General features: G+C 51.8%; 17 protein-coding genes and 1 rRNA gene. 8 read left to right on the top strand and 10 right to left on the bottom strand.

The annotated features are described in order from the left end of the window. Positions 1-8 precede the first annotated feature (8 nt). Positions 9-983: a helix-turn-helix transcriptional regulator gene (locus BZG13_RS09775; RefSeq protein WP_069361522.1), complete on the bottom strand. Its 975-nt coding sequence runs from the start codon at positions 981-983 to the stop codon at positions 9-11. Between the two features lie 169 nt (positions 984-1,152). Between BZG13_RS09775 and BZG13_RS09770 the strand changes: the two genes are divergently transcribed. Then, the gene (locus BZG13_RS09770; RefSeq protein ID WP_077486482.1) at positions 1,153-3,168 is read left to right on the top strand and encodes a TonB-dependent receptor domain-containing protein; all 2,016 of its coding nucleotides are present in this window, start codon (positions 1,153-1,155) and stop codon (positions 3,166-3,168) included. A gap of 44 nt (positions 3,169-3,212) precedes the next feature. Continuing rightward, positions 3,213-3,506: a DUF2218 domain-containing protein gene (locus BZG13_RS09765; protein ID WP_069361520.1), complete on the top strand. Its 294-nt coding sequence runs from the start codon at positions 3,213-3,215 to the stop codon at positions 3,504-3,506. Here BZG13_RS09765 and ykgO read toward each other — a convergent pair. Together ykgO and BZG13_RS09755 are read right to left on the bottom strand one after the other, a co-directional pair. After that, positions 3,503-3,646, bottom strand: a complete 144-nt coding sequence (ykgO, locus tag BZG13_RS09760; protein WP_074214039.1) for a type B 50S ribosomal protein L36 — start codon at positions 3,644-3,646, stop codon at positions 3,503-3,505. The two genes, BZG13_RS09765 and ykgO, sit on opposite strands and share 4 nt — an antisense overlap. After that, complete coding sequence (locus BZG13_RS09755; protein WP_069361518.1) at positions 3,643-3,912, bottom strand: type B 50S ribosomal protein L31; 270 nt, start codon at positions 3,910-3,912, stop codon at positions 3,643-3,645. Before BZG13_RS09755 ends, ykgO begins: the two co-directional genes overlap by 4 nt. A 355-nt stretch (positions 3,913-4,267) precedes the next feature. Here BZG13_RS09755 and BZG13_RS09750 point away from each other — a divergent pair, with 355 nt between their 5' ends. Then, complete coding sequence (locus tag BZG13_RS09750; RefSeq protein WP_077486481.1) at positions 4,268-5,578, top strand: anaerobic C4-dicarboxylate transporter family protein; 1,311 nt, start codon at positions 4,268-4,270, stop codon at positions 5,576-5,578. Positions 5,579-5,677: 99 nt separating this feature from the next. Here the strand turns inward: BZG13_RS09750 and aspA are convergent, their stop codons facing one another. Then, the gene (aspA, locus tag BZG13_RS09745) at positions 5,678-7,141 is read right to left on the bottom strand and encodes an aspartate ammonia-lyase (RefSeq protein ID WP_077486480.1); all 1,464 of its coding nucleotides are present in this window, start codon (positions 7,139-7,141) and stop codon (positions 5,678-5,680) included. 294 nt (positions 7,142-7,435) lie between these two features. On the opposite strand from aspA, the gene BZG13_RS09740 reads away from it, so the two are divergent. Continuing rightward, a complete protein-coding gene (locus tag BZG13_RS09740) occupies positions 7,436-7,954 on the top strand; it encodes an FxsA family protein (protein WP_077486479.1) in 519 nt (172 codons plus the stop codon). Between the two features lie 72 nt (positions 7,955-8,026). Here the strand turns inward: BZG13_RS09740 and BZG13_RS09735 are convergent, their stop codons facing one another. The 4 genes from BZG13_RS09735 to BZG13_RS09720 are packed head-to-tail and all read right to left on the bottom strand — an operon-like array spanning position 8,027 to position 12,816. Continuing rightward, positions 8,027-9,985 carry an acetoacetate--CoA ligase gene (locus BZG13_RS09735; RefSeq protein ID WP_077486478.1) on the bottom strand — a complete coding sequence of 653 codons (1,959 nt, stop codon included), beginning with the start codon at positions 9,983-9,985 and terminating at the stop codon, positions 8,027-8,029. 9 nt (positions 9,986-9,994) lie between these two features. Then, positions 9,995-10,615, bottom strand: a complete 621-nt coding sequence (gene maiA, locus BZG13_RS09730; protein WP_077486477.1) for a maleylacetoacetate isomerase — start codon at positions 10,613-10,615, stop codon at positions 9,995-9,997. Positions 10,616-10,675: 60 nt separating this feature from the next. Continuing rightward, positions 10,676-11,662, bottom strand: coding sequence for a fumarylacetoacetate hydrolase family protein (locus BZG13_RS09725; RefSeq protein WP_077486476.1), 987 nt, complete (start codon positions 11,660-11,662; stop codon positions 10,676-10,678). Between the two features lie 14 nt (positions 11,663-11,676). Next, on the bottom strand, positions 11,677-12,816 hold the full coding sequence (locus BZG13_RS09720) for a homogentisate 1,2-dioxygenase (RefSeq protein ID WP_077486475.1): 1,140 nt from the start codon (positions 12,814-12,816) through the stop codon (positions 11,677-11,679). Positions 12,817-13,048: 232 nt separating this feature from the next. Between BZG13_RS09720 and BZG13_RS09715 the strand changes: the two genes are divergently transcribed. After that, a complete protein-coding gene (locus tag BZG13_RS09715) occupies positions 13,049-13,537 on the top strand; it encodes a MarR family winged helix-turn-helix transcriptional regulator (protein WP_241824795.1) in 489 nt (162 codons plus the stop codon). Here the strand turns inward: BZG13_RS09715 and BZG13_RS09710 are convergent. Next, entirely contained in the window at positions 13,507-14,856 is a 1,350-nt protein-coding gene (locus BZG13_RS09710; protein WP_077486473.1) for an MATE family efflux transporter, read from the bottom strand. The two genes, BZG13_RS09715 and BZG13_RS09710, sit on opposite strands and share 31 nt — an antisense overlap. 218 nt (positions 14,857-15,074) lie before the next feature. Here BZG13_RS09710 and BZG13_RS09705 point away from each other — a divergent pair, with 218 nt between their 5' ends. After that, complete coding sequence (locus tag BZG13_RS09705; protein WP_046074554.1) at positions 15,075-15,365, top strand: co-chaperone GroES; 291 nt, start codon at positions 15,075-15,077, stop codon at positions 15,363-15,365. Between the two features lie 43 nt (positions 15,366-15,408). Further along, positions 15,409-17,058, top strand: a complete 1,650-nt coding sequence (groL, locus tag BZG13_RS09700) for a chaperonin GroEL (protein ID WP_069361508.1) — start codon at positions 15,409-15,411, stop codon at positions 17,056-17,058. Positions 17,059-17,135: 77 nt separating this feature from the next. On the opposite strand, the gene BZG13_RS09695 is transcribed toward groL, so the two are convergent. Further along, a complete protein-coding gene (locus tag BZG13_RS09695) occupies positions 17,136-17,468 on the bottom strand; it encodes an SMR family transporter (protein WP_077486472.1) in 333 nt (110 codons plus the stop codon). Between the two features lie 663 nt (positions 17,469-18,131). On the opposite strand from BZG13_RS09695, the gene BZG13_RS09690 reads away from it, so the two are divergent. Then, positions 18,132-18,801: ribosomal RNA gene (locus BZG13_RS09690) — 16S ribosomal RNA — on the top strand; the annotation flags it as partial.

The raw sequence follows: 18,801 nt of genomic DNA, 5'->3' as shown, positions 1-18,801 counted from the left end.
TACCATGATCACATTGTATGGGTTTGCGATTGAATCAATTGGCCGGGGGTCATGCCAAACTGACGCTTAAAGGCGGTAACAAAATTAGAGGGATGATGGTAGCCCGCCCAGTAAGCCGCTTCGCCAATTGAAATCGCCTCATGCAGTAACTTTTCTTTGACCACCACCAACCGACGACGACGGATGTAATCTGAAACGGGCACGCCTAGATGGGTACGAAAACGGCGCTGCAGTGTGCTGCGACTCAGGCCGCATGCGTGTGCAATGGTCGATAAGGTTAATGCGGTGTGCAGCTTAGTTTCAATATACGCGACGGCTTTTGCGATTTGTGGCTCATAGGTGGCAGGGATGAGTTCGGTAACAGACTCAATGGTGAGATGAGAGGCTTGCTCACACAGGTGCTTGATGATGGTGAGTGCATGGAGGTGCTGGGTCAGGGGATCAGCCTCGTTTTGCCTACTAAAGCGGGGTAATAAGGCGTGAATGGGGTCGAATATGGCGGTACTAGGTTGCCAGCGTACACAGCCTAAATGATGACGATGCAAGGCACTAAGCAGTGGCAAGGCTTGCTCGTCTGCATACCCATCAAGCCACTCGGGCGGAAGCAATATATTCACTTTTTTAAGGTGATTCCCTGCAATTAAGCGACGACGAAAAGTGCTGTCACGGCACACGGAGACGGCAAGTGCTTGGGGCTGGTGGCATGCATTGCACCGATACGTGTGGTCATCGTAGGCAAACTCCAGCACGCCCTCGAGGACTATCACTAGCATGATCCCCTGATGGGCACGGTGGAGGACATTGGCATCACATAATTCATCGGTGATCCCGCTATCGATATGCAACCCACCCGGACATGAAGTATGTGAAAACTGTCCCCGTACCAAGGATTGCGTCCGTTTTGAGTGATTAGCCATGATCTCGGCGTGACCATCTGCGCTGGACTCTCGCTGTGTGCAAACAACAGAGACGGGTGCTGCCATCGTATTCCTCCGTAACACGCCGCATAAACGTGCTATGCATAAACGCTCTGCGCATAAAAGCTTGATGCGTGCGCATAATTGTTTTTTCTTCCTGAAAAGCACTGAAATAGTAACATAAATGCGAATTAGTATCATTTAGTTGTTTGGGTTATCCACGAAGGAAATAAGTATGACGTTGTTACTACCTGTCCCAGCACGTCTGGGCTTGCTGACGCTTAGTATAGCCAGTGCTCTATGTGCCCCTGCGGTGGCTGCTGATAATCTTGAGGATGAAAGCATAGAAACTGTCTCAGTATGGGGGACGCAAGTGTCCAGCTCATCCCGTTACCTGGGAGAAACGGATCTCACCGTCAAGCAACCGGATCACCTCTCTGATCTATTGCGTGATATCCCCGGTGTGGATGTGGGGGGCACGCACTCGCTCACCCAGCGCATTAATATCCGTGGTTTTACCGAACAAGATCTGGATATCACCGTCGATGGCGCCTCTCAAGGCGGTAAAATGTTCCACCACATCAGCAACCTCACTTTAAACCCTGACATTTTGCAGCGTGTTGATGTCGCGGTGGGCGCCTCGTCGATTCTCACCAGCGAGCTGGGGGGCGCGGTCGCGTTTGAAACCAAAGATCCCTACGATCTCTTGCGTGCGAATGAGACATTTGGAGCACGCCTAAGTGCTGGTTGGGGCAGTAATGACTCCCAACAAGGCTCGTTGACCGTTTATGGGTTGTTGAGTGATGAATGGGATGCGATGGCATATATTAGCCGTTTTGATCGGGACAACTTTAAAGATGGTGACGGTAATCGCACCTTTGGCGGTGAGGGAGAGATCACTAATGGCTTAGTAAAAGTAGGCTGGGAGCCTGCAAGTGGGCATCGCTTTGAACTCAGTTATGATAAGTATCGCGATAAGGGCGACTATCTGCCGCGTCCTGATATGGGTGTAAGCTTCAACCGCAATCGTACCGGTGAAATGATACTGCCAGTGACCTACGATCGCGATACCGCCACGATCAATTACGAATACACCCCGTCACAAGCTATCGAATTGAAAGCGCTGGCCTATTATAACCAGCTGTCACTCACCCGTGATGAAACCGAATTTGCCACCCACCCATTTCTGGCTGACCGCAAAGGCGTCAACGTGGCGGAAGACACGAACCTTGGGGTAAAACTCAGTGTGTCACAGCGTATTGGCGATCACCAACTCGCGTACGGTGCGCACTATGAAAATCAAGACAACGACACCCAATTTGCCAAACCGGGTGTACAGATTTTGGAATCGGCCGACAAGATTGCGCTGTATGTGGAAGACAAGATAGCGCTGACCCCACGTTTTTCGGTGACGCCCGCGGCGCGTTATGACAGCTTTGATCGCCGAGCGACCAGCTCGAGTCAGCGTTATGATGATGTGTCGTTGGCATTGGGGGCCGAGTTTGTCGCTAACGACTATCTCACCGTGTTTGCCAATAGCCGGGAGCTGCACAAAGCGCCACCATTGAACGAGTCATTTACCACCACAGCACTGAGTGAAAGCGCGGATAAAGACTTGAAAGCCGAGCATGGCCGGACCGATGAGACTGGCGTGCGCCTGTCTAATGCAGCGGCGCAAAAAGACTACTTGTTGACCGCCAATTTGACGGTGTTTCGCACTGAACTCGATGATGAAATTGTGGTGCGCAGCTACAAAGATGGCGGTGGCAACTGGGCTTATGAAACCACCAACCGTGGCGATGTCACTTATCGCGGTTTTGAGGCGAGTACCTATTGGGCATGGCAGCAGTGGACGGCGTCAGCCAGTTATAGTCGCACGGATGTGAGTTATTCAGAGGCGTATCAACTGGATCAGATTTTTGGTCGCGCCCGCCACCTCGGCGATACCGTAGCCTTGAATGCGGATTACGCGTTGACCCGTTGGGATGTGCTGCTGGGGTGGAACACCCAAATTCAGCGATCGACCACCGTTCCTGATAGCAACTTGACCAAGCCGGGCTACACAGTCCACAACGTGTTCGCTCAGTGGCAACCGATGGCAGTAGACGGGTTCACTTTGACGGCAGGGGTCGACAACCTGTTTGACAGTCGCTATCGCTCGCATGCGTCAACGTCAGGTAAACGAGGCGCAGAAATTCTCGATTACGAGCCCGGTCGCAATATTAAATTGACGGCATCCTATCAATTTTAATCGCAAAGAGGTGGGCGCTTGCGCCCACCTATCAAGGAGCATTGATGCCTAGTATGACGACTATGATTGACTCCGAGCATGCCCCACGTTACTTGCAGACCTTGTGTCGTCACTTTGGTCGCAAAGTCGAGGCGAGCTGGGATGAGCAAACAGGACGCGTACATTTCCCTGCGGGAGTGTGTGATATGCAGGTGCAAGGAACCCAGTTGCGTGTTACATGCCATGCCGATGATGAAGCGAGCTTAACCTTGGTGACTGAGACGGTCAGTAGCCATATCAAGATGTTTGCACGCCGAGAAGCACTGCCCCATCAGTGGCAGTGCGTCGCCGACGCTTAGGCGCGTTTTTTCGCGCGGCCTTGTACGGCCTTAAAACGTGGATTGGTTTTGCAGATGACGAACATGCGCCCGCGACGACGGACAACCTGACAATCAGGGTGGCGCTGGCGGGCGCTTTTTAGTGAGTTAACGACCTTCATGACGATGCCTTTTTGCGGCGGCCGACTTGGCCAAACTTACGCGCGAAGTGTGCCGCGCGCCCTTCTTTGTTCGTCGCTCGTGCCTTCCCGGTATATACCGGGTGTGAGGCGCTCGAGATATCCAGTGGGTAGTAAGGATAGGTTTTGCCATCTTGCCACTCGATGGTACGTGATGTTTGCAAGGTTGAGCCGACAATAAAATAGGCGTCAACACTGGTGTCATGAAAAACGACAGAACGGTATTCGGGATGGATATTGGCTTTCATAACGACTCCCCGTTGTTTGTTATGATATAACATAACACCACTAAGAAAGAATGAAAAGTCCATCAGCGTCCAGGTTAAAGATCTCATTTCCCGAACTTTTTGTTGTCAGTTCGCGAAAAGTGTTACTTTTTCTTACCTGAATCAACATGCGCGTGACGGCATCTGGTTAGGATTTGGCCATGGTGCTGAGCGCGGTTGCTCACATCTCCCACCAAGGATGGTGCTTATTAGTGGCGATAGGCCGACGGAGGAGCCGTCATATCGTATCTACCCCCAATACGCCATGGGCGTGCCATAGACAATGAATGCATGTGAACGGACGCGTGGGGACGTCTATCCAAAATAGGAGAAAGTTATGTTCTTGGTTGAGTTATTAGTGGTACTCAGCTGCATCTTAATTGGTGCCCGTATCGGCGGCATTGGTTTAGGTGTGATGGGCGGGGTCGGGCTCGCTGTCTTAAGTTTTGGGTTTGGTTTACAGCCCACGCATCCGCCGATTGATGTTTTATTAATGATTATGGCGGTGGTCGCCGCGGCAGCCACCATGCAAGCAGCAGGTGGCTTGGATTTTTTAATTAAAATTGCCACCAATATATTACGTAAAAACCCACGTCACATTACCTTTGTTGCCCCTTTAGTGACTTATGTCTTCACTATGATGGCGGGAACCGGACACGTTGCCTATTCGGTCTTACCGGTGATTGCTGAAGTCAGTCGTAAAAGCGGCATTCGTCCGGCTCGTCCGTTAGGGATGGCGGTCATTGCCTCGCAATTTGCGATTGTGGCCAGCCCCATCGCCGCTGCGGTGGTGGCGTGTGTGGCCTTTTTAGAGCCGCAAGGGATTACCCTTGCTGATGTGCTGTCGGTTACCATTCCCAGCACCTTTATTGGTCTTGCCTTGGCATGTGTGATTGTTAATAAGCTGGGTAAAGAGCTTAAAGACGATCCTGAATATCAACGCCGTTTACAAGATCCCGACTTTCGTCGAGAAATGGAAGCGGATTTGGCCGTTGAAGATATCGAAGTCACGCCGGAGGCGAAGAAATCGGTTGGCTTGTTCTTATTTGGTGCCTTAGCCGTGGTCATCATGGGGGCATTCCCAACCCTGCGCCCGGCCTTTGATGGCGAGCCAATGGGGATGGCGCATACCATTGAAATCGTGATGCTGTCAGTGGGTGCATTGATCATTTTGACCTGTAAGCCGGACGGCAATGCGATTAGCCAAGGTTCGGTATTCCATGCCGGGATGCGTGCGATTGTCGCTATCTTTGGTATTGCTTGGCTCGGTGATACTTTGATTGGTGGCCATGGCGAGATGGTAAAAGAGGCGGTGTCTGGCTTGGTTGAGATGGCACCGTGGACATTTGCGTTTGCGCTGTTCGCTTTGTCAGTCATGGTGAACAGCCAAGGTGCAACGACAGCGGTGTTGGTGCCTGTGGCGATTACCTTGGGGCTGCCGCCTTCGATGATTATTGCGACCTTTGTAGCGGTGAATGGCTACTTCTTTATTCCTAACTACGGGCCGATCATTGCCTCCATCGACTTTGACCGAACCGGCACCACGCGGATTGGTAAGTATATTTTTAATCACAGCTTTATGGCACCAGGCTTGCTGAGTATGGTGTTCAGTATCGCTTGTGGTTTGCTGATTACCCAGGTGTTGTAAGGGCAATTGAAGGTATAAAAGAAGGGCGCTGTCAGCGCCCTTTGTTGTCTCTGTAGGTGGTTGGTGTCTGTTGTGAGTGACCGACTGATGACTGACCCACTAGGCGTTAAAGCGTTTACCGCGATACTTAGGATGCATCAGGTTTTCAACCGAGAAGATCTCGTCCAGYTCCCCCTCGGTCATTAAACCACGCTCGAGTACCACCTCTTTGACGCTCTTGCCCGTTTCGGCGCAAATCTTACCGACAATATCGCCTTCATGGTGGCCGATAAAGGGGTTAAGATAAGTGATGATGCCAATCGAGTTAAGCACGTAGTGTTCGCACACGGCTTGGTTAACGGTGATCCCGCTCACACATTTTTCACCGAGATTGCGGCAACCATTGGCTAAAATCGAGATAGACTCAAACAGCGCCTGCCCAATCACCGGCTCCATTACGTTAAGTTGCAATTGACCGGCTTCGGCAGCAAAGGTGATGGTGGTGTCATTCCCCATCACGCGATAGCAAACCTGGTTCACCACTTCTGGGATCACCGGGTTAACCTTAGCGGGCATGATGGATGAACCGGCCTGCATTTCAGGTAGGTTAATTTCATTGAGCCCGGCACGTGGGCCCGAGGAGAGCAGTCGGAGGTCGTTACAAATCTTCGACAATTTCACCGCCAGGCGTTTTAGCGCACCATGGACCATCACATACGATCCACAGTCTGACGTGGCTTCAATCAAATCTTCTGCTGGGATACACGGCAAGCCTGTGATTTCAGCTAGGCGTTTCACCGCCAGTTGCTGATAGCCTTCTGCGGCATTCAGTTTGGTGCCAATCGCGGTGGCGCCGAGGTTGACCTCTAACAGTAGCGCGGCGGTATATTTAATGTTTTTGATTTCTTCGCGCAGTAGTACTGAGAAGGCTTTGAATTCTTGCCCGACCGTCATCGGTACCGCGTCTTGTAGCTGGGTGCGGCCCATTTTGATGACATGCGCATAGGCTTCAGCTTTGGCATCGAATTCTTTTTGCAGGTAATCAATCGCATCCATTAGCTTGAGAATGCTGTTGTAAACGGCAATACGGAAGCCTGTTGGGTACGCACAGTTGGTGGATTGGCTCTTATTGACGTGATCATTGGGGTTAATCACATCATAGTCACCTTTCTCGTGCCCCATCAGTTCAAGCGCAAGGTTGGCAATCACCTCGTTGGCATTCATGTTTACCGAGGTGCCTGCGCCGCCTTGGAAGACATCCGAGGGGAACTGATCCATGCATTTGCCGGTTTCTAAAATCTGGTCACAGGCTTTGATGATGTAATCACCGACATCGGCAGGAATAACACCAAGCTCTTGGTTTGCCATCGCAGCGGCTTTTTTGGTGTAAACCATGCCGCGAACGAAATCGGGGATATCAGAAATCCGGGTACCGGAAATGGTAAAGTTTTCCACTGCCCGCAACGTATGGATACCGTAGTAGGCATCGGCAGGTACCGCGCGTTGGCCGAGTAAATCTTCTTCTAAACGGGTTGCAGTAGTGAGGATCGAGGTTTCATTGGGTGTTACAATCGTCTGAGACATGCGTTGGCCTTAACATCAAGTTATTATAATGATTAAAACGTCGCCACAAATTTTGCTGTAGAATCCATTCCTCAGAGATTTTGGCTGGATGTATTATCTGTTACATCCTTTCAGCCGCCATTACAGCATATAATGCGGTGAAAAGGGCTGACCCCGGTCACAGCTGTAGCATGGCGCATAGACAAAATGCGCTTTCTTGCACATTGATTCAAGCGCTAAATTCGGTTTCGTTGTTCGGCGTTTGGCGGATTTTGATGTTAGGATGAAAAGTCCATTTCCAGCGCGAGGTGAATCGTGTTTCCAATCTTATTGCTGCTATTTATTCTGGTCCCAGTGATTGAAATCGGCCTGTTTATTCAGGTTGGTGGTTGGTTGGGATTGTGGCCCACACTGGCGCTGGTTTTGATCACCGCATTCGTCGGAGCCTCCTTGGTGCGCAGCCAAGGACTGATGACCTTGGCCTCGGTGCAAGACAGGCTTAATCGCGGAGAATTGCCCGCCCAGCAAATCCTTGAAGGCGTGATGCTGGCCGTCGCTGGCGTGCTGCTGTTAACGCCAGGCTTTATGACCGATGCGATGGGGATGTTGGTGCTGCTACCAGCACCGCGTGCCGCGCTCGCCAAACAAGTGATGAAACGCGTCACTGTCTCTCAAGCAGGCTTTAGCCAAGGTGGCTTCCATCAAGGGGGCAATGCGCAAGGACCTTTTGGGGAAGATCCTTTCCGTCGCGGAGGCCGTGGTGACGATGGCGACACCTTTGAGGGGGAATATGAGCGCAAAGATGACGACGAGGATGACCATCGTCTGCGCTAAGCCATTTCGGAGTTAAACCCAGCAAAAAGGCCGCATCATGAGGAAGCGGCCTTTTTCGATCATAACGTCCGCTTATTGGGTGAGCTCGGGGCGATGACGGTATTGATCGAGTGATGCTGGGTTATCCAAGGCGCTTAACTGTGCCACGTCTTGCCCATGGACCACATCGCGTACCGCCAATTCGGCCAGTTTCCCTGACTTGGTGCGCGGAATATCGCTCACCTCGGCAATCACGGCGGGAACATGACGCGGCGTGCACTGGGTGCGGATGGTTTTTTTGATGGTTTGCTTGAGTGGTTCATCCAGTGTCACACCAGCAGCGAGTTTGACGAATAGCACTACGCGGACATCGTTTTTCCATTGCTGACCGATGACCACTGAATCCATGATCTCGCTAAGCTGATTTACATGGCGATAGATCTCCGCCGTACCAATTCGTACCCCGCCTGGGTTTAGTACCGCATCAGACCGACCATAAAACACCATGCCACCTTGTGCGGTCAGGCGCACATAGTCACCATGGAACCAGATGTCATCAATCTTGTTCCAATAGGCATTGTGATAGCGACTGCCATCGGTATCGTGCCAAAAGCCAACCGGCTGGTTGGGGAAGCTATTGCAACACACCAGCTCCCCTTTCTGCTCCTCAACTGCTTGGCCTTGGGGGTTAAACACTTGTACATCCAGCGCCAAGCCGCGCTTTTGGCTTTCGCCGCGATAAACCGGTGACAGTGGACTGCCAAGAACAAAACAGCCACAAATGTCGGTACCACCCGCAATCGAGCTTAACTGCAGATTAGACTTTATCTTTTGATAGACATAATCAAACTGCTCGGGCGCAAGTACTGAGCCGGTCGAACATAGGACGCGCAGCGACGCCAGCGAGTAATCATCTTTCGGCGCCACCCCTTGTTTTTCCAATGCTTCTAAGTATTTCGCCGCCGTGCCAAAAAGGGTGATCTGATGCTGCTCGGCCAGTCGCCAAAGTACGCCTGCATCCGGATAAAACGGCGAGCCATCATAGAGCACCAAGGTCGCGCCGCTTGCCAAGGCACTGACCTGCCAATTCCACATCATCCAGCCGCAGGTGGTGAAGTAGAAAAAGCGATCGCCGGGGCGCACATCTGAATGGAGTTGATGCTCTTTCAGGTGATTGAGCAATATCCCCCCTACCGAATGAATAATGCACTTGGGCTTACCCGTGGTGCCGGAAGAGTAAAGCACAAAGAGTGGGGCATTGAATGCCACGCGGGTAAAGCGAAGCGGCGGCGCGTCGTGGGCTAATAAATCTTGCCAATTATCCACGCCAGCGGGTAAAGAAGGTCGATCACCATCAAAAGGGATCACCACTAGGCGCTCAATGGCCGGTACCTTATCCACCACCTGCTGCGCTTTATTCAGGCAGTCATAGGTTTTGCCGTTGTAGTGATAGTGATCGGTGGTAAACAGCACTTTGGGCTCGGTTTGGCCAAAACGGTCCAACACGCTGTCGACGCCAAAGTCCGGTGAGGTTGAGGTCCAAATCGCGCCCAGTGCCGCGGTGGCAAGCATCGCAATCACGGTTTCAGGCAGGTTAGGTAAATAGCCAGCAACCACATCGCCCGGCTGAACACCTTGCGTCTCTAGGTAGTGACGGATGGCCGCGATCTGATCGACGAGCTCACGCCAAGTGAGGGTTCGTGCTACCTCATGCTCACCGCTAAAAATCATCGCTGGTTGGTCGGCATACTGCTCGGCGTGTTTGAGCAGATTTTCGGCATAGTTCAGACGTGCGGTGGGAAACCACTGGCTATCCCGATTAGGGTGCTCGGGGTTGATATCGCACACACTCTCGCCCGGATCGCCGATCACGCCGGAAAATTGCCATAACTGTTGCCAAAAATCGCCGCTTTGGCGTACTGACCATGCATAAAGATCGTCATAGCCACTCAGCTGGGTGTCGTGATCTTGATTCACGGCACGGATAAACGCGGCGAGTAAGGTGTGGGTTTGACGTTCCTTATCCGGCGCCCACAACAATCCGTCTTTCATGTCCTCTCCTTAGCTCTTATCAGGGTGTGCCTGTATAAATGCATCCAGCGCTTGGCATTGTGATTCAATGCGCGTCAGGGTTGGGTAGGCCGTTAAATCAAACGCAAATCGGCGTGCATTAAACAGCTGCGCGACCAAACAAATATCGGCCAAATTGGGCGCTTCGCCGCCAATAAAGGGGCTGTCTAATCCTTGTAATTTGGCTTCCAAACCATCGAACCCTTGTTTTAGCCAATGGTGATACCAAGTGATTTTGTCGTCATCACTGTGGCCAAAGGGGCCGGTTAAGTATTGCAGAACCCGCAAGTTATTGAGTGGATGCACATCACAGGCAATGTCGAGCGCCAGTGATCGACACTGGGCTTTTTGCACTGGATCACTGGGGAGCAGTTTGACCTGTGGATAGCGCTCGTCGAGGTATTCGATAATGGCGAGCGATTGGCTCAAGGTGACATCGCCATCGACCAAGGTAGGCACTAAACCGGCGGGGTTGAGCGAACGATAGGCGTCGCTGTGCTGGTGTTTATCAAGCAGGGACACGGTTTCTCGTTGGTAGCTGAGGCCTTTAAGGCCAAGGGCGATGCGGACGCGGTAGGCCGCGGTCGACTTACTGTAATCATAAAGCAGCATACAAGCTCCTAGACGGCGTCAACGTCAAGCGCGCCCAGAGGCACCGGGCGCGCATCAAAGTTACTCTGCGATGTAACGGGTTACGGTTTGCTCAATGGCACCGAAAATAGACGCATCTTGGCTGTCGCGCATATCGATAGTCACGCTATCGCCAAAGGTCATAAACGGGGTTTTGGCCTCGCCTTGGTCGATAATTTCCAGCATGCGCTTTTCGGCTAAGCAGCAAGAGCCTTTACTGCGATCGTTATTGGAGACGGTGCCAGAGCCAATAATGGTCCCAGCGCTGACATGGCGGCTTTTCGCCACATGCGCGACCAGCTCGGCAAAATCAAAGGTCATATCGACACCCGCATCGGGTGACCCGAACCATTCGCCGTTGAGGGTGACATGCATCGGTAAGTGGACTTTATGGTCGCGCCAGTGATCGCCCAGCTCATCTGGGGTAACCGCCACCGGTGAAAATGCAGAGGCGGGCTTAGATTGGAAAAAGCCGAACCCTTTGGCAAGCTCGCCGGGGATCAGGTTGCGCAGGGAAACGTCGTTGACCAGCATCAGCAGTTTAATGTGTTGGCCCGCTTTGTCAGCACTAAGGTGCATGGGCACATCATCGGTGACGACGGCAAGCTCGGCTTCAAAGTCACAGCCCCACGCATCATCGACCAATTCAATCTCGTCACGTGGGCCGAGAAAGCCATCAGACATGCCTTGGTACATCAATGGATCAGTCCAAAAACTCTCAGGCATTTGTGCGCCGCGTGCTTTGCGCACCAGTTCAACGTGGTTAACGTAGGCGCTACCATCCGCCCACTGATAGGCGCGGGGCAGTGGTGAGTCGCAGACGCTTGGGTCAAAGGCAAAGGACTCACTGACTTGGTTGTCGTTGAGCGCGTCGTAGCGCTGAGTCAGTTTGGGCGCCAGTGTCGCCCAATTATCGAGTGCCGCTTGTAGTGTGGGTGCAATATCGTCGGCGTGGACGGCGCGAGTAAGGTCACGAGAGACCAAAATCAATTTGCCATCACGTCCGTGTTTGAGTGAAGCCAGTTTCATTGCTTTCTCCTTCGCTATTCTGCGTCACTTGGCGTGCGCCAAGAGTAAACATAATCGGTCAGTTCGGTGGCTTTCGCCGCGTCGCCCATATCAAGGGGCATGCGGGTATCGATCATCACCGCCACTTCATCGGTCTCTTTTTTCTGATGTTTTTTGCCCGCGGCGAACGCTTTTGGGTGAGGGCCATGTGGGAAGCCACAAGGGTGTAGGGTCACCATGCCGGCATCAATGTTATCGCGGCTGAAAAAGTCACCTTGGTGATAGAAAAGCACCTCATCATAGTCATCGTTGTTGTGGTAGAAAGGCACCTTCAGTGCGCCAGGATCCGACTCGATTGGGCGGGGGACAAAGGTGCAAATCACAAAACCTTGCGCGACAAAGGTGGTGTGCGCGGATGGCGGCAAGTGATAACGATGGCTCATCAACGGGCGGATATCTCGCCAGTTGAGCCGGAATACAGTGAGGTTGCCCTTCCAGCCCACAGCATCGAGTGGGTTATAAGGATAAGTGACGCGGTTAAGCTGTTGGCGCGATTTGATCATCACCTGCCAGCTTTCGTTATCGGATTGCTGGGCTTTAAAGCTATCGTCAATGCGTGCATGTTCTAACACCGCAGGGTCAAACACCGCATGTTCGCCGACGATGCCTCGTTCGGCGCTCATGTAGGAGCCATGAGTTGCTTCAATCATCAGCAAAGTGGTGGCGTCATCCGGCACCAGTCGCCAGCTGGTGGCACGAGGAATGATCAAATAATCGCCTTTGGTGTAGCGCAAGTGGCCATAATCGCAATATAGCGAGCCTTCGCCCTGATGGACAAACAAGCAATCGTCGCCATCGCTGTTGCGCACCAGATAAGACATGGCGGTATCGGTGCGCCATAAGCGAACCTGAACATTGGCATTAAATAACAGCACAGGTGCATCCATTGGCGACGTGCCTTGCGTTTCAACCCGGTTGGTGTCAAAAGCATGCGGTCGCAATGGGCCTTCCCACTCACTCCAGCCAGTCGGAGGGTGGCGGTGATACATATGACTGGCCGGGCCAAAAAAGCCTTCCTTGCCACATTCGCGCTCGTAGGTTCCTTCGGGAAAGTCGCAGTGGGCTTGACGTGAGGCGTCCCCTTCACGAATGGGGAATGAAAACCACTTTCGCATATCTCGCTCCTTGTGCTGGGCGGCCGTGGTCACCGGTACGGCCAAATAGTTTCAAAAGAAACAATCTATCCGTTTATACTAGCGATCAGAGACGAGAAAAAGCAACGCTCTGTTAACAAATATTTTACTTTGAGTGTTCAGTATTTTTGCCGCCTAAAAATCGTAAGTGTAAACAAAGCACTACCTTTGCATCTTATCGAAGCCTCTCGTAAAGTAGGTTATATGATTTCATTTGAAACTAACTGATATGACCCTTCCTCATTTAGCACTCGATAGCTTTTTGCCTTATAAGTTGGTCCACACGGCGGAGTTGGTGGCCGATAGTCTTGCGGCACGTTATGAAGCAGAGTTTGGATTATCGCGTCCAGAATGGCGCGTGCTGGCCTCTTTGGGGGCACGGGATGGCGTGATGGCGAAAGATTTAGCCRCAGAAACGCGGCTGGATAAAGTAAAAGTGTCGCGCTTGCTTACCCGTTTAGAGCAGCACCAACTGGTAGAGCGACGCGCGTGCCAAGGTGATCAGCGCGCCGCGTTAGTCCATTTGACCGATAAAGGACGCACCCATTATCAGACTATTGTCCCCAAGGTGTTGGAGTGGGAAACAGCCATGCTTGAGGGACTCAGTGCGGCGCAGTATCAAGCGCTTTATCAGGCGTTAGACGCTCTGCAGCACCGCGTTCATGAGTTGGCTCAGACGGACAATGATGCCGCGAGTGTCTGACGGCGCAGCACCACGGCATACAGGTACGCCATAATACCGGCCAGTAGATTAGCAATGGCTATTCCCGCAAACAGGCCATGGGTGCCGTTGACCATGCCGCCCAGCCACGCACAGGGCACCAAGAAGACAAACAAACGGACGAGGTTGCAGGCGAACGAATGCAATGAACGCTTCATAGCATTCAGGCCGCCGACCAATAACATCAAGGTGCCTTGTAAGCCGTAACTGGCCGGAACCACCATCAAATAGTGGGCAATTTCTTGTTGAACCCGCACATCGTCACTGAACAAATTCGCAATCAGATCGATAAAAGGCCACAGCGACAAGTACAGGGCAAACTGGAACAAGATGGCAAAGCGCATCGCGCTAAACAGTGCCTGAAAGGCCCGTTGATGGTATTGCGCGCCAAAGTTTTGCGACATTAAGGGCGTGAGCGATGACGTCATCGCCATCATCACAATTAATAAAATGGCTTCAATGCGTTGCGCGGCGCCATAGGCGGCAACGCTTTCTGTGCCTTGTGAGGCGAGCATCATCATTAAAATGGCACCTGCCGCCGGGTTTAAGGCATTGGTCATCCCAGCGGGCATGCCAATTTTAAGGATTTGACGGACGTCAGTCGCCAGTTTGGTCCATTGTGGTGCGATTAGTAGCCGTTCACGGCGAATCAGTATACTTAGCGCGGCTATCAATGCCCCCGCCCAACTGACGGCGCTGGCGATGGCGGCCCCTTTTACGCCCAGCTCGGGAAACGGACCCAAGCCAAAAATCAGTAAGGGGTCGAGCGTCCCATTAATCAGGCCGGAGACCATCATGATTTTCGCCGGCGTTTTGGTGTCGCCCGTGGCGCGGATAGCGGCGTTTCCTGCCATGGGTACCACGAGTAATGGAATGGTGAGGTACCATACCTGCATATAGTCGTGGATCAACGGCAATAAGTTGTCGCTTGCCCCGAGTGCGGAGAACACTGGATTGATGGTAACCGCCCCCAGCCAACCGACGGCCATCACTATGAATACCGCCAAGATCAAGCCGTGACTCGACACCCGCGCGGCATCTTGATGATCGCCTTGACCAAGCAATCGCGCCACCAAGGCGGCAATGCCGACCCCTAACCCGAGCGTGATGGAGTTAACCGCAAAGGTGATGGGGAAGGTGAAGCTCACCGCAGCTAGTGCTTCCGTGCCAAGCAGTGAAATAAAGAATGTATCCACCACATTGAACATGATGATCGCGAACAGCCCAAATACCATGGGCACGGTCATCTTACGCAATGTGAGGTTGATCGGGGCGGAGAGCAGCCCGTGTTTGTCGTTCATAATCGCTTATCACTGGGTTGGGACGGCTTACCCTAGCGGATCCTCACAATCGGAGAAAGTTGCCAGTCTAAAAAAACAAAAAAATTACTGTAAAACCCTTGGGAAAGAAAAAGGGCGTCCCCACATAGGGAGTTACATCAGGAACCGGACGCATGTACGGCCWGTGTGCATACTTACTTCATCAAACGGAACATCATTACTAATTCAGGAGACGACCGATGAACATTCGTCCACTACATGATCGCGTTATCGTTGAGCGCCAAGAAGCTGAGTCTAAATCAGCGGGCGGCATCGTGTTAACTGGTTCTGCTGCAGAAAAGTCTACCCGCGGTAAAGTGCTGGCGGTAGGCAAAGGCCGTATTCTTGAAAACGGCAATGTGCAGCCATTGGACGTTCAAGTGGGTGACACTGTTATCTTCTCTGAAGGCTTTGGCACCAAGACGGAAAAAATCGAGGGTCAAGAAGTTCTGATCTTGTCTGAAAGCGACATTATGGCAATCGTTGAATAATTCATTTCACCTCCAATCAATAATGTAAGAAAGGAATAGAATCATGGCTGCTAAAGACGTTAAATTTAGTGACGACGCGCGTGCGAAAATGCTCGAAGGTGTGAATGTTCTGGCTGATGCCGTGAAAGTCACACTAGGCCCTAAAGGCCGCAACGTAGTACTAGACAAATCATTCGGTGCCCCAACCATCACCAAAGATGGCGTCTCTGTTGCGCGTGAAATTGAACTGGAAGACAAATTCCAGAACATGGGCGCACAAATGGTGAAAGAAGTGGCGTCTCAGTCGAACGACGCTGCGGGTGACGGAACGACAACTGCAACTGTATTGGCGCAATCTATCGTCAATGAAGGCTTGAAAGCAGTCGCGGCGGGCATGAACCCAATGGATCTAAAGCGCGGTATCGACAAAGCGGTTGTTGCGGCGGTTGAAGAGTTGAAAAAACTGTCTGCGCCTTGCACCAGCAACAATGCGATTGAGCAAGTGGGTACCATTTCTGCGAACTCTGACCACACTGTTGGTAAGATTATCGCTCAAGCGATGGAAAAAGTCGGTCGTGACGGTGTTATTACCGTTGAAGAAGGTCAATCACTGCAAGACGAACTGAGCGTCGTAGAAGGCATGCAGTTCGATCGTGGTTACCTATCTCCTTACTTCATCAATAACCAAGAAGCCGGTAACGTTGAGCTGGATAACCCATTTATCCTACTGATCGACAAAAAAGTCTCGAATATCCGCGAGCTGCTACCAACCCTTGAAGCGGTTTCTAAAGCGTCTCGTCCTCTGCTGATCATTGCAGAAGATCTTGAAGGTGAAGCGCTGGCGACATTGGTTGTCAACAACATGCGTGGCATCGTCAAAGTCGCTGCCGTGAAAGCCCCTGGCTTTGGTGACCGTCGTAAAGCGATGCTGCAAGATATCGCGACCCTGACTGCAGGTACTGTCGTGTCTGAAGAGATCGGTATGGATCTTGAGAAAGTGACGCTGGAAGACCTAGGTCAAGCCAAGCGTGTCACTGTCACTAAAGACAACACCACTATCGTTGACGGTGTCGGTGAGGAAGCGGCGATTGAAGGGCGTGTTGCGCAGATTCGCCAGCAAATCGAAGAAGCAACCTCAGACTACGACAAAGAAAAACTGCAAGAGCGCGTCGCTAAACTGGCTGGCGGTGTTGCAGTGATCAAAGTCGGTGCGGCGACTGAAGTCGAGATGAAAGAGAAGAAAGATCGCGTTGAAGATGCCCTGCACGCAACACGTGCGGCGGTTGAAGAAGGCGTGGTTGCCGGTGGTGGTGTTGCCCTAATCCGTGCGGCGAGCAAAGTTGGCGAGCTGAAAGGTGACAACGAAGAGCAAAACGTAGGTATCCGTGTTGCACTGCGTGCGATGGAATCACCGCTTCGTCAAATCGCGACCAACGCAGGTGATGAAGACTCAGTGGTTGCTAACAAAGTGAAATCTGGCGATAACCACTTTGGCTACAATGCATCAACTGGCGAATACGGTGACATGATTGAGATGGGTATTCTTGACCCAACCAAAGTAACACGTAGTGCACTACAGTTCGCTGCCTCTGTTGCGGGTCTGATGATCACCACTGAAGCCATGGTTACCGATCTGCCACAAAAAGACGGTGGTGCTGATATGGGCGCTGCTGCTGGTATGGGTGGCATGGGCGGAATGGGCGGCATGATGTGATCGCCTTTCCCTCATAAATGAAAAAACCCAGCTTCGGCTGGGTTTTTTCGTTCTCGGGCTGACGCCAATAACGCGGCTCAGTGCGGAGACGCAGATGAAAAAATATTCATCACTGCGACACCCGAGACAATCAGTGCCATTCCTATCACCGCCGGTGCATCCAGTTTTTGGTCAAAGACTAGCCAACCAATCAAAGCAATCAATGTCACGCCCGCGCCGGCCCATATCGCATAGGCGATGCCTACAGGAATTGCGCGTAAAGTGAGGGCGAGTAGATAGAAAGAGAAACTGTATCCCACCACCACTAATATCGAAGGAACGAGCTTAGAAAAGCCGTCACTGTTTTTGAGTGATGCGGTTGCAATCACCTCTGCCACAATAGCAAACCCTAGAAAAAGCCAATGCTTCATATCGATGACTCCCAAGTGAGAAACAGGCAGGCCATGCTACCAGCCAATTTTTATGATGTATGCCTCATTTTGAGTGGAGAAGAGTGAAAAGCATGATGAGCGATGTAAGCCAAGGTGAACACTGGCGGCAAAACACAAGGGTTAAAATAGACAAAAAAAACGATTTGTACGAATTTCGTTCAGGTGAGATTTTTTTTGCAAAAAGGGGTTGCGGGAAAAACTGAGATCTCTATACTGCGCTTCCTGTTGACGGGGCAACGAGACGCAAGTCACGAAATGCCGACCACGAAGTCAACACGCTCTTTAACAATTTGACCTATGCAATCTGTGTGGGCACTCGTTAAGAATAGACAAAAAGATTTATTCGATGAACTGAGTGACCAARCGACAACTTTTAYAGTTGTTCGGCACAGTCAATTCGTTTGTCTCTTCGGAGATAAACAGTAATCAGTATTCATTGAGCAGTTTCTACGGAAACACCAAACTTAAATTGAAGAGTTTGATCATGGCTCAGATTGAACGCTGGCGGCAGGCCTAACACATGCAAGTCGAGCGGAAACGGCAGCATTGAAGCTTCGGTGGAGCACAGTCAATTCGTTTGTCTCTTCGGAGATRAACAGTAATCAGTATTCATTGAGCAGTTTCTACGGAAACACCAAACTTAAATTGAAGAGTTTGATCATGGCTCAGATTGAACGCTGGCGGCAGGCCTAACACATGCAAGTCGAGCGGAAACGGCAGYATTGAARCTTCGGTGGATTTGCTGGACGTCGAGCGGCGGACGGGTGAGTAACGGCTGGGAACCTGCCCTGACGMGGGGGATAACCGTTGGAAACGACGGCTAATACCGCATAATGTCTYAGTTCATTACGAGCTGGGACCAAAGGTGGCCTCTACATGTAAGCTATCGCGTTGGGATGGGCCCAGTTAGGATTAGCTAGTTGGTAAGGTAATGGCTTACCAAGGCRACGATCCTTAGCTGGTTTGAGAGGATGATCAGCCACACTGGGACTGAGACACGGCCCAGACTCCTACGGGAGGCAGCAGTGGGGAATATTGCACAATGGGGGAGACCCTGATGCAGCCATGCCGCGTGTGTGAAGAAGGCCTTCGGGTTGTAAAGCACTTTCAGCAGTGAGGAAGGTGRTGTACTTAATAMGTGCAYGGCTTGACGTTAGCTGCAGAAGAAGCACCGGCTAACTCCGTGCCAGCAGCCGCGGTAATACGGAGGGTGCGAGCGTTAATCGGAATTACTGGGCGTAAAGCGCATGCAGGCGGTTTGTTAAGTCAGATGTGAAAGCCCGGGGCTCAACCTCGGAACCGCATTTGAAAC

It is taken from the genome of Salinivibrio sp. ML323, from assembly GCF_001995745.1.
Lineage (GTDB): Bacteria > Pseudomonadota > Gammaproteobacteria > Enterobacterales > Vibrionaceae > Salinivibrio > Salinivibrio kushneri.
The sequence above is the reverse complement of the archived record's forward strand: the minus strand, read 5'-3'. Positions and strand labels throughout refer to the sequence as shown.

Coding starts and splice junctions, on each gene's coding strand:
- BZG13_RS09705 (WP_046074554.1), top strand. CDS start 15,075: ATGAACATTCGTCCACTACATGATCGCGTTATCGTTGAGCGCCAAGAA.
- BZG13_RS09755 (WP_069361518.1), bottom strand. CDS start 3,912: ATGAAAGCCAATATCCATCCCGAATACCGTTCTGTCGTTTTTCATGAC.
- BZG13_RS09765 (WP_069361520.1), top strand. CDS start 3,213: ATGCCTAGTATGACGACTATGATTGACTCCGAGCATGCCCCACGTTAC.
- groL (WP_069361508.1), top strand. CDS start 15,409: ATGGCTGCTAAAGACGTTAAATTTAGTGACGACGCGCGTGCGAAAATG.
- BZG13_RS09710 (WP_077486473.1), bottom strand. CDS start 14,856: ATGAACGACAAACACGGGCTGCTCTCCGCCCCGATCAACCTCACATTG.
- BZG13_RS09720 (WP_077486475.1), bottom strand. CDS start 12,816: ATGCGAAAGTGGTTTTCATTCCCCATTCGTGAAGGGGACGCCTCACGT.
- ykgO (WP_074214039.1), bottom strand. CDS start 3,646: ATGAAGGTCGTTAACTCACTAAAAAGCGCCCGCCAGCGCCACCCTGAT.
- BZG13_RS09695 (WP_077486472.1), bottom strand. CDS start 17,468: ATGAAGCATTGGCTTTTTCTAGGGTTTGCTATTGTGGCAGAGGTGATT.
- maiA (WP_077486477.1), bottom strand. CDS start 10,615: ATGCTGCTTTATGATTACAGTAAGTCGACCGCGGCCTACCGCGTCCGC.
- BZG13_RS09775 (WP_069361522.1), bottom strand. CDS start 983: ATGGCAGCACCCGTCTCTGTTGTTTGCACACAGCGAGAGTCCAGCGCA.
- BZG13_RS09750 (WP_077486481.1), top strand. CDS start 4,268: ATGTTCTTGGTTGAGTTATTAGTGGTACTCAGCTGCATCTTAATTGGT.
- BZG13_RS09735 (WP_077486478.1), bottom strand. CDS start 9,985: ATGAAAGACGGATTGTTGTGGGCGCCGGATAAGGAACGTCAAACCCAC.
- BZG13_RS09770 (WP_077486482.1), top strand. CDS start 1,153: ATGACGTTGTTACTACCTGTCCCAGCACGTCTGGGCTTGCTGACGCTT.
- BZG13_RS09725 (WP_077486476.1), bottom strand. CDS start 11,662: ATGAAACTGGCTTCACTCAAACACGGACGTGATGGCAAATTGATTTTG.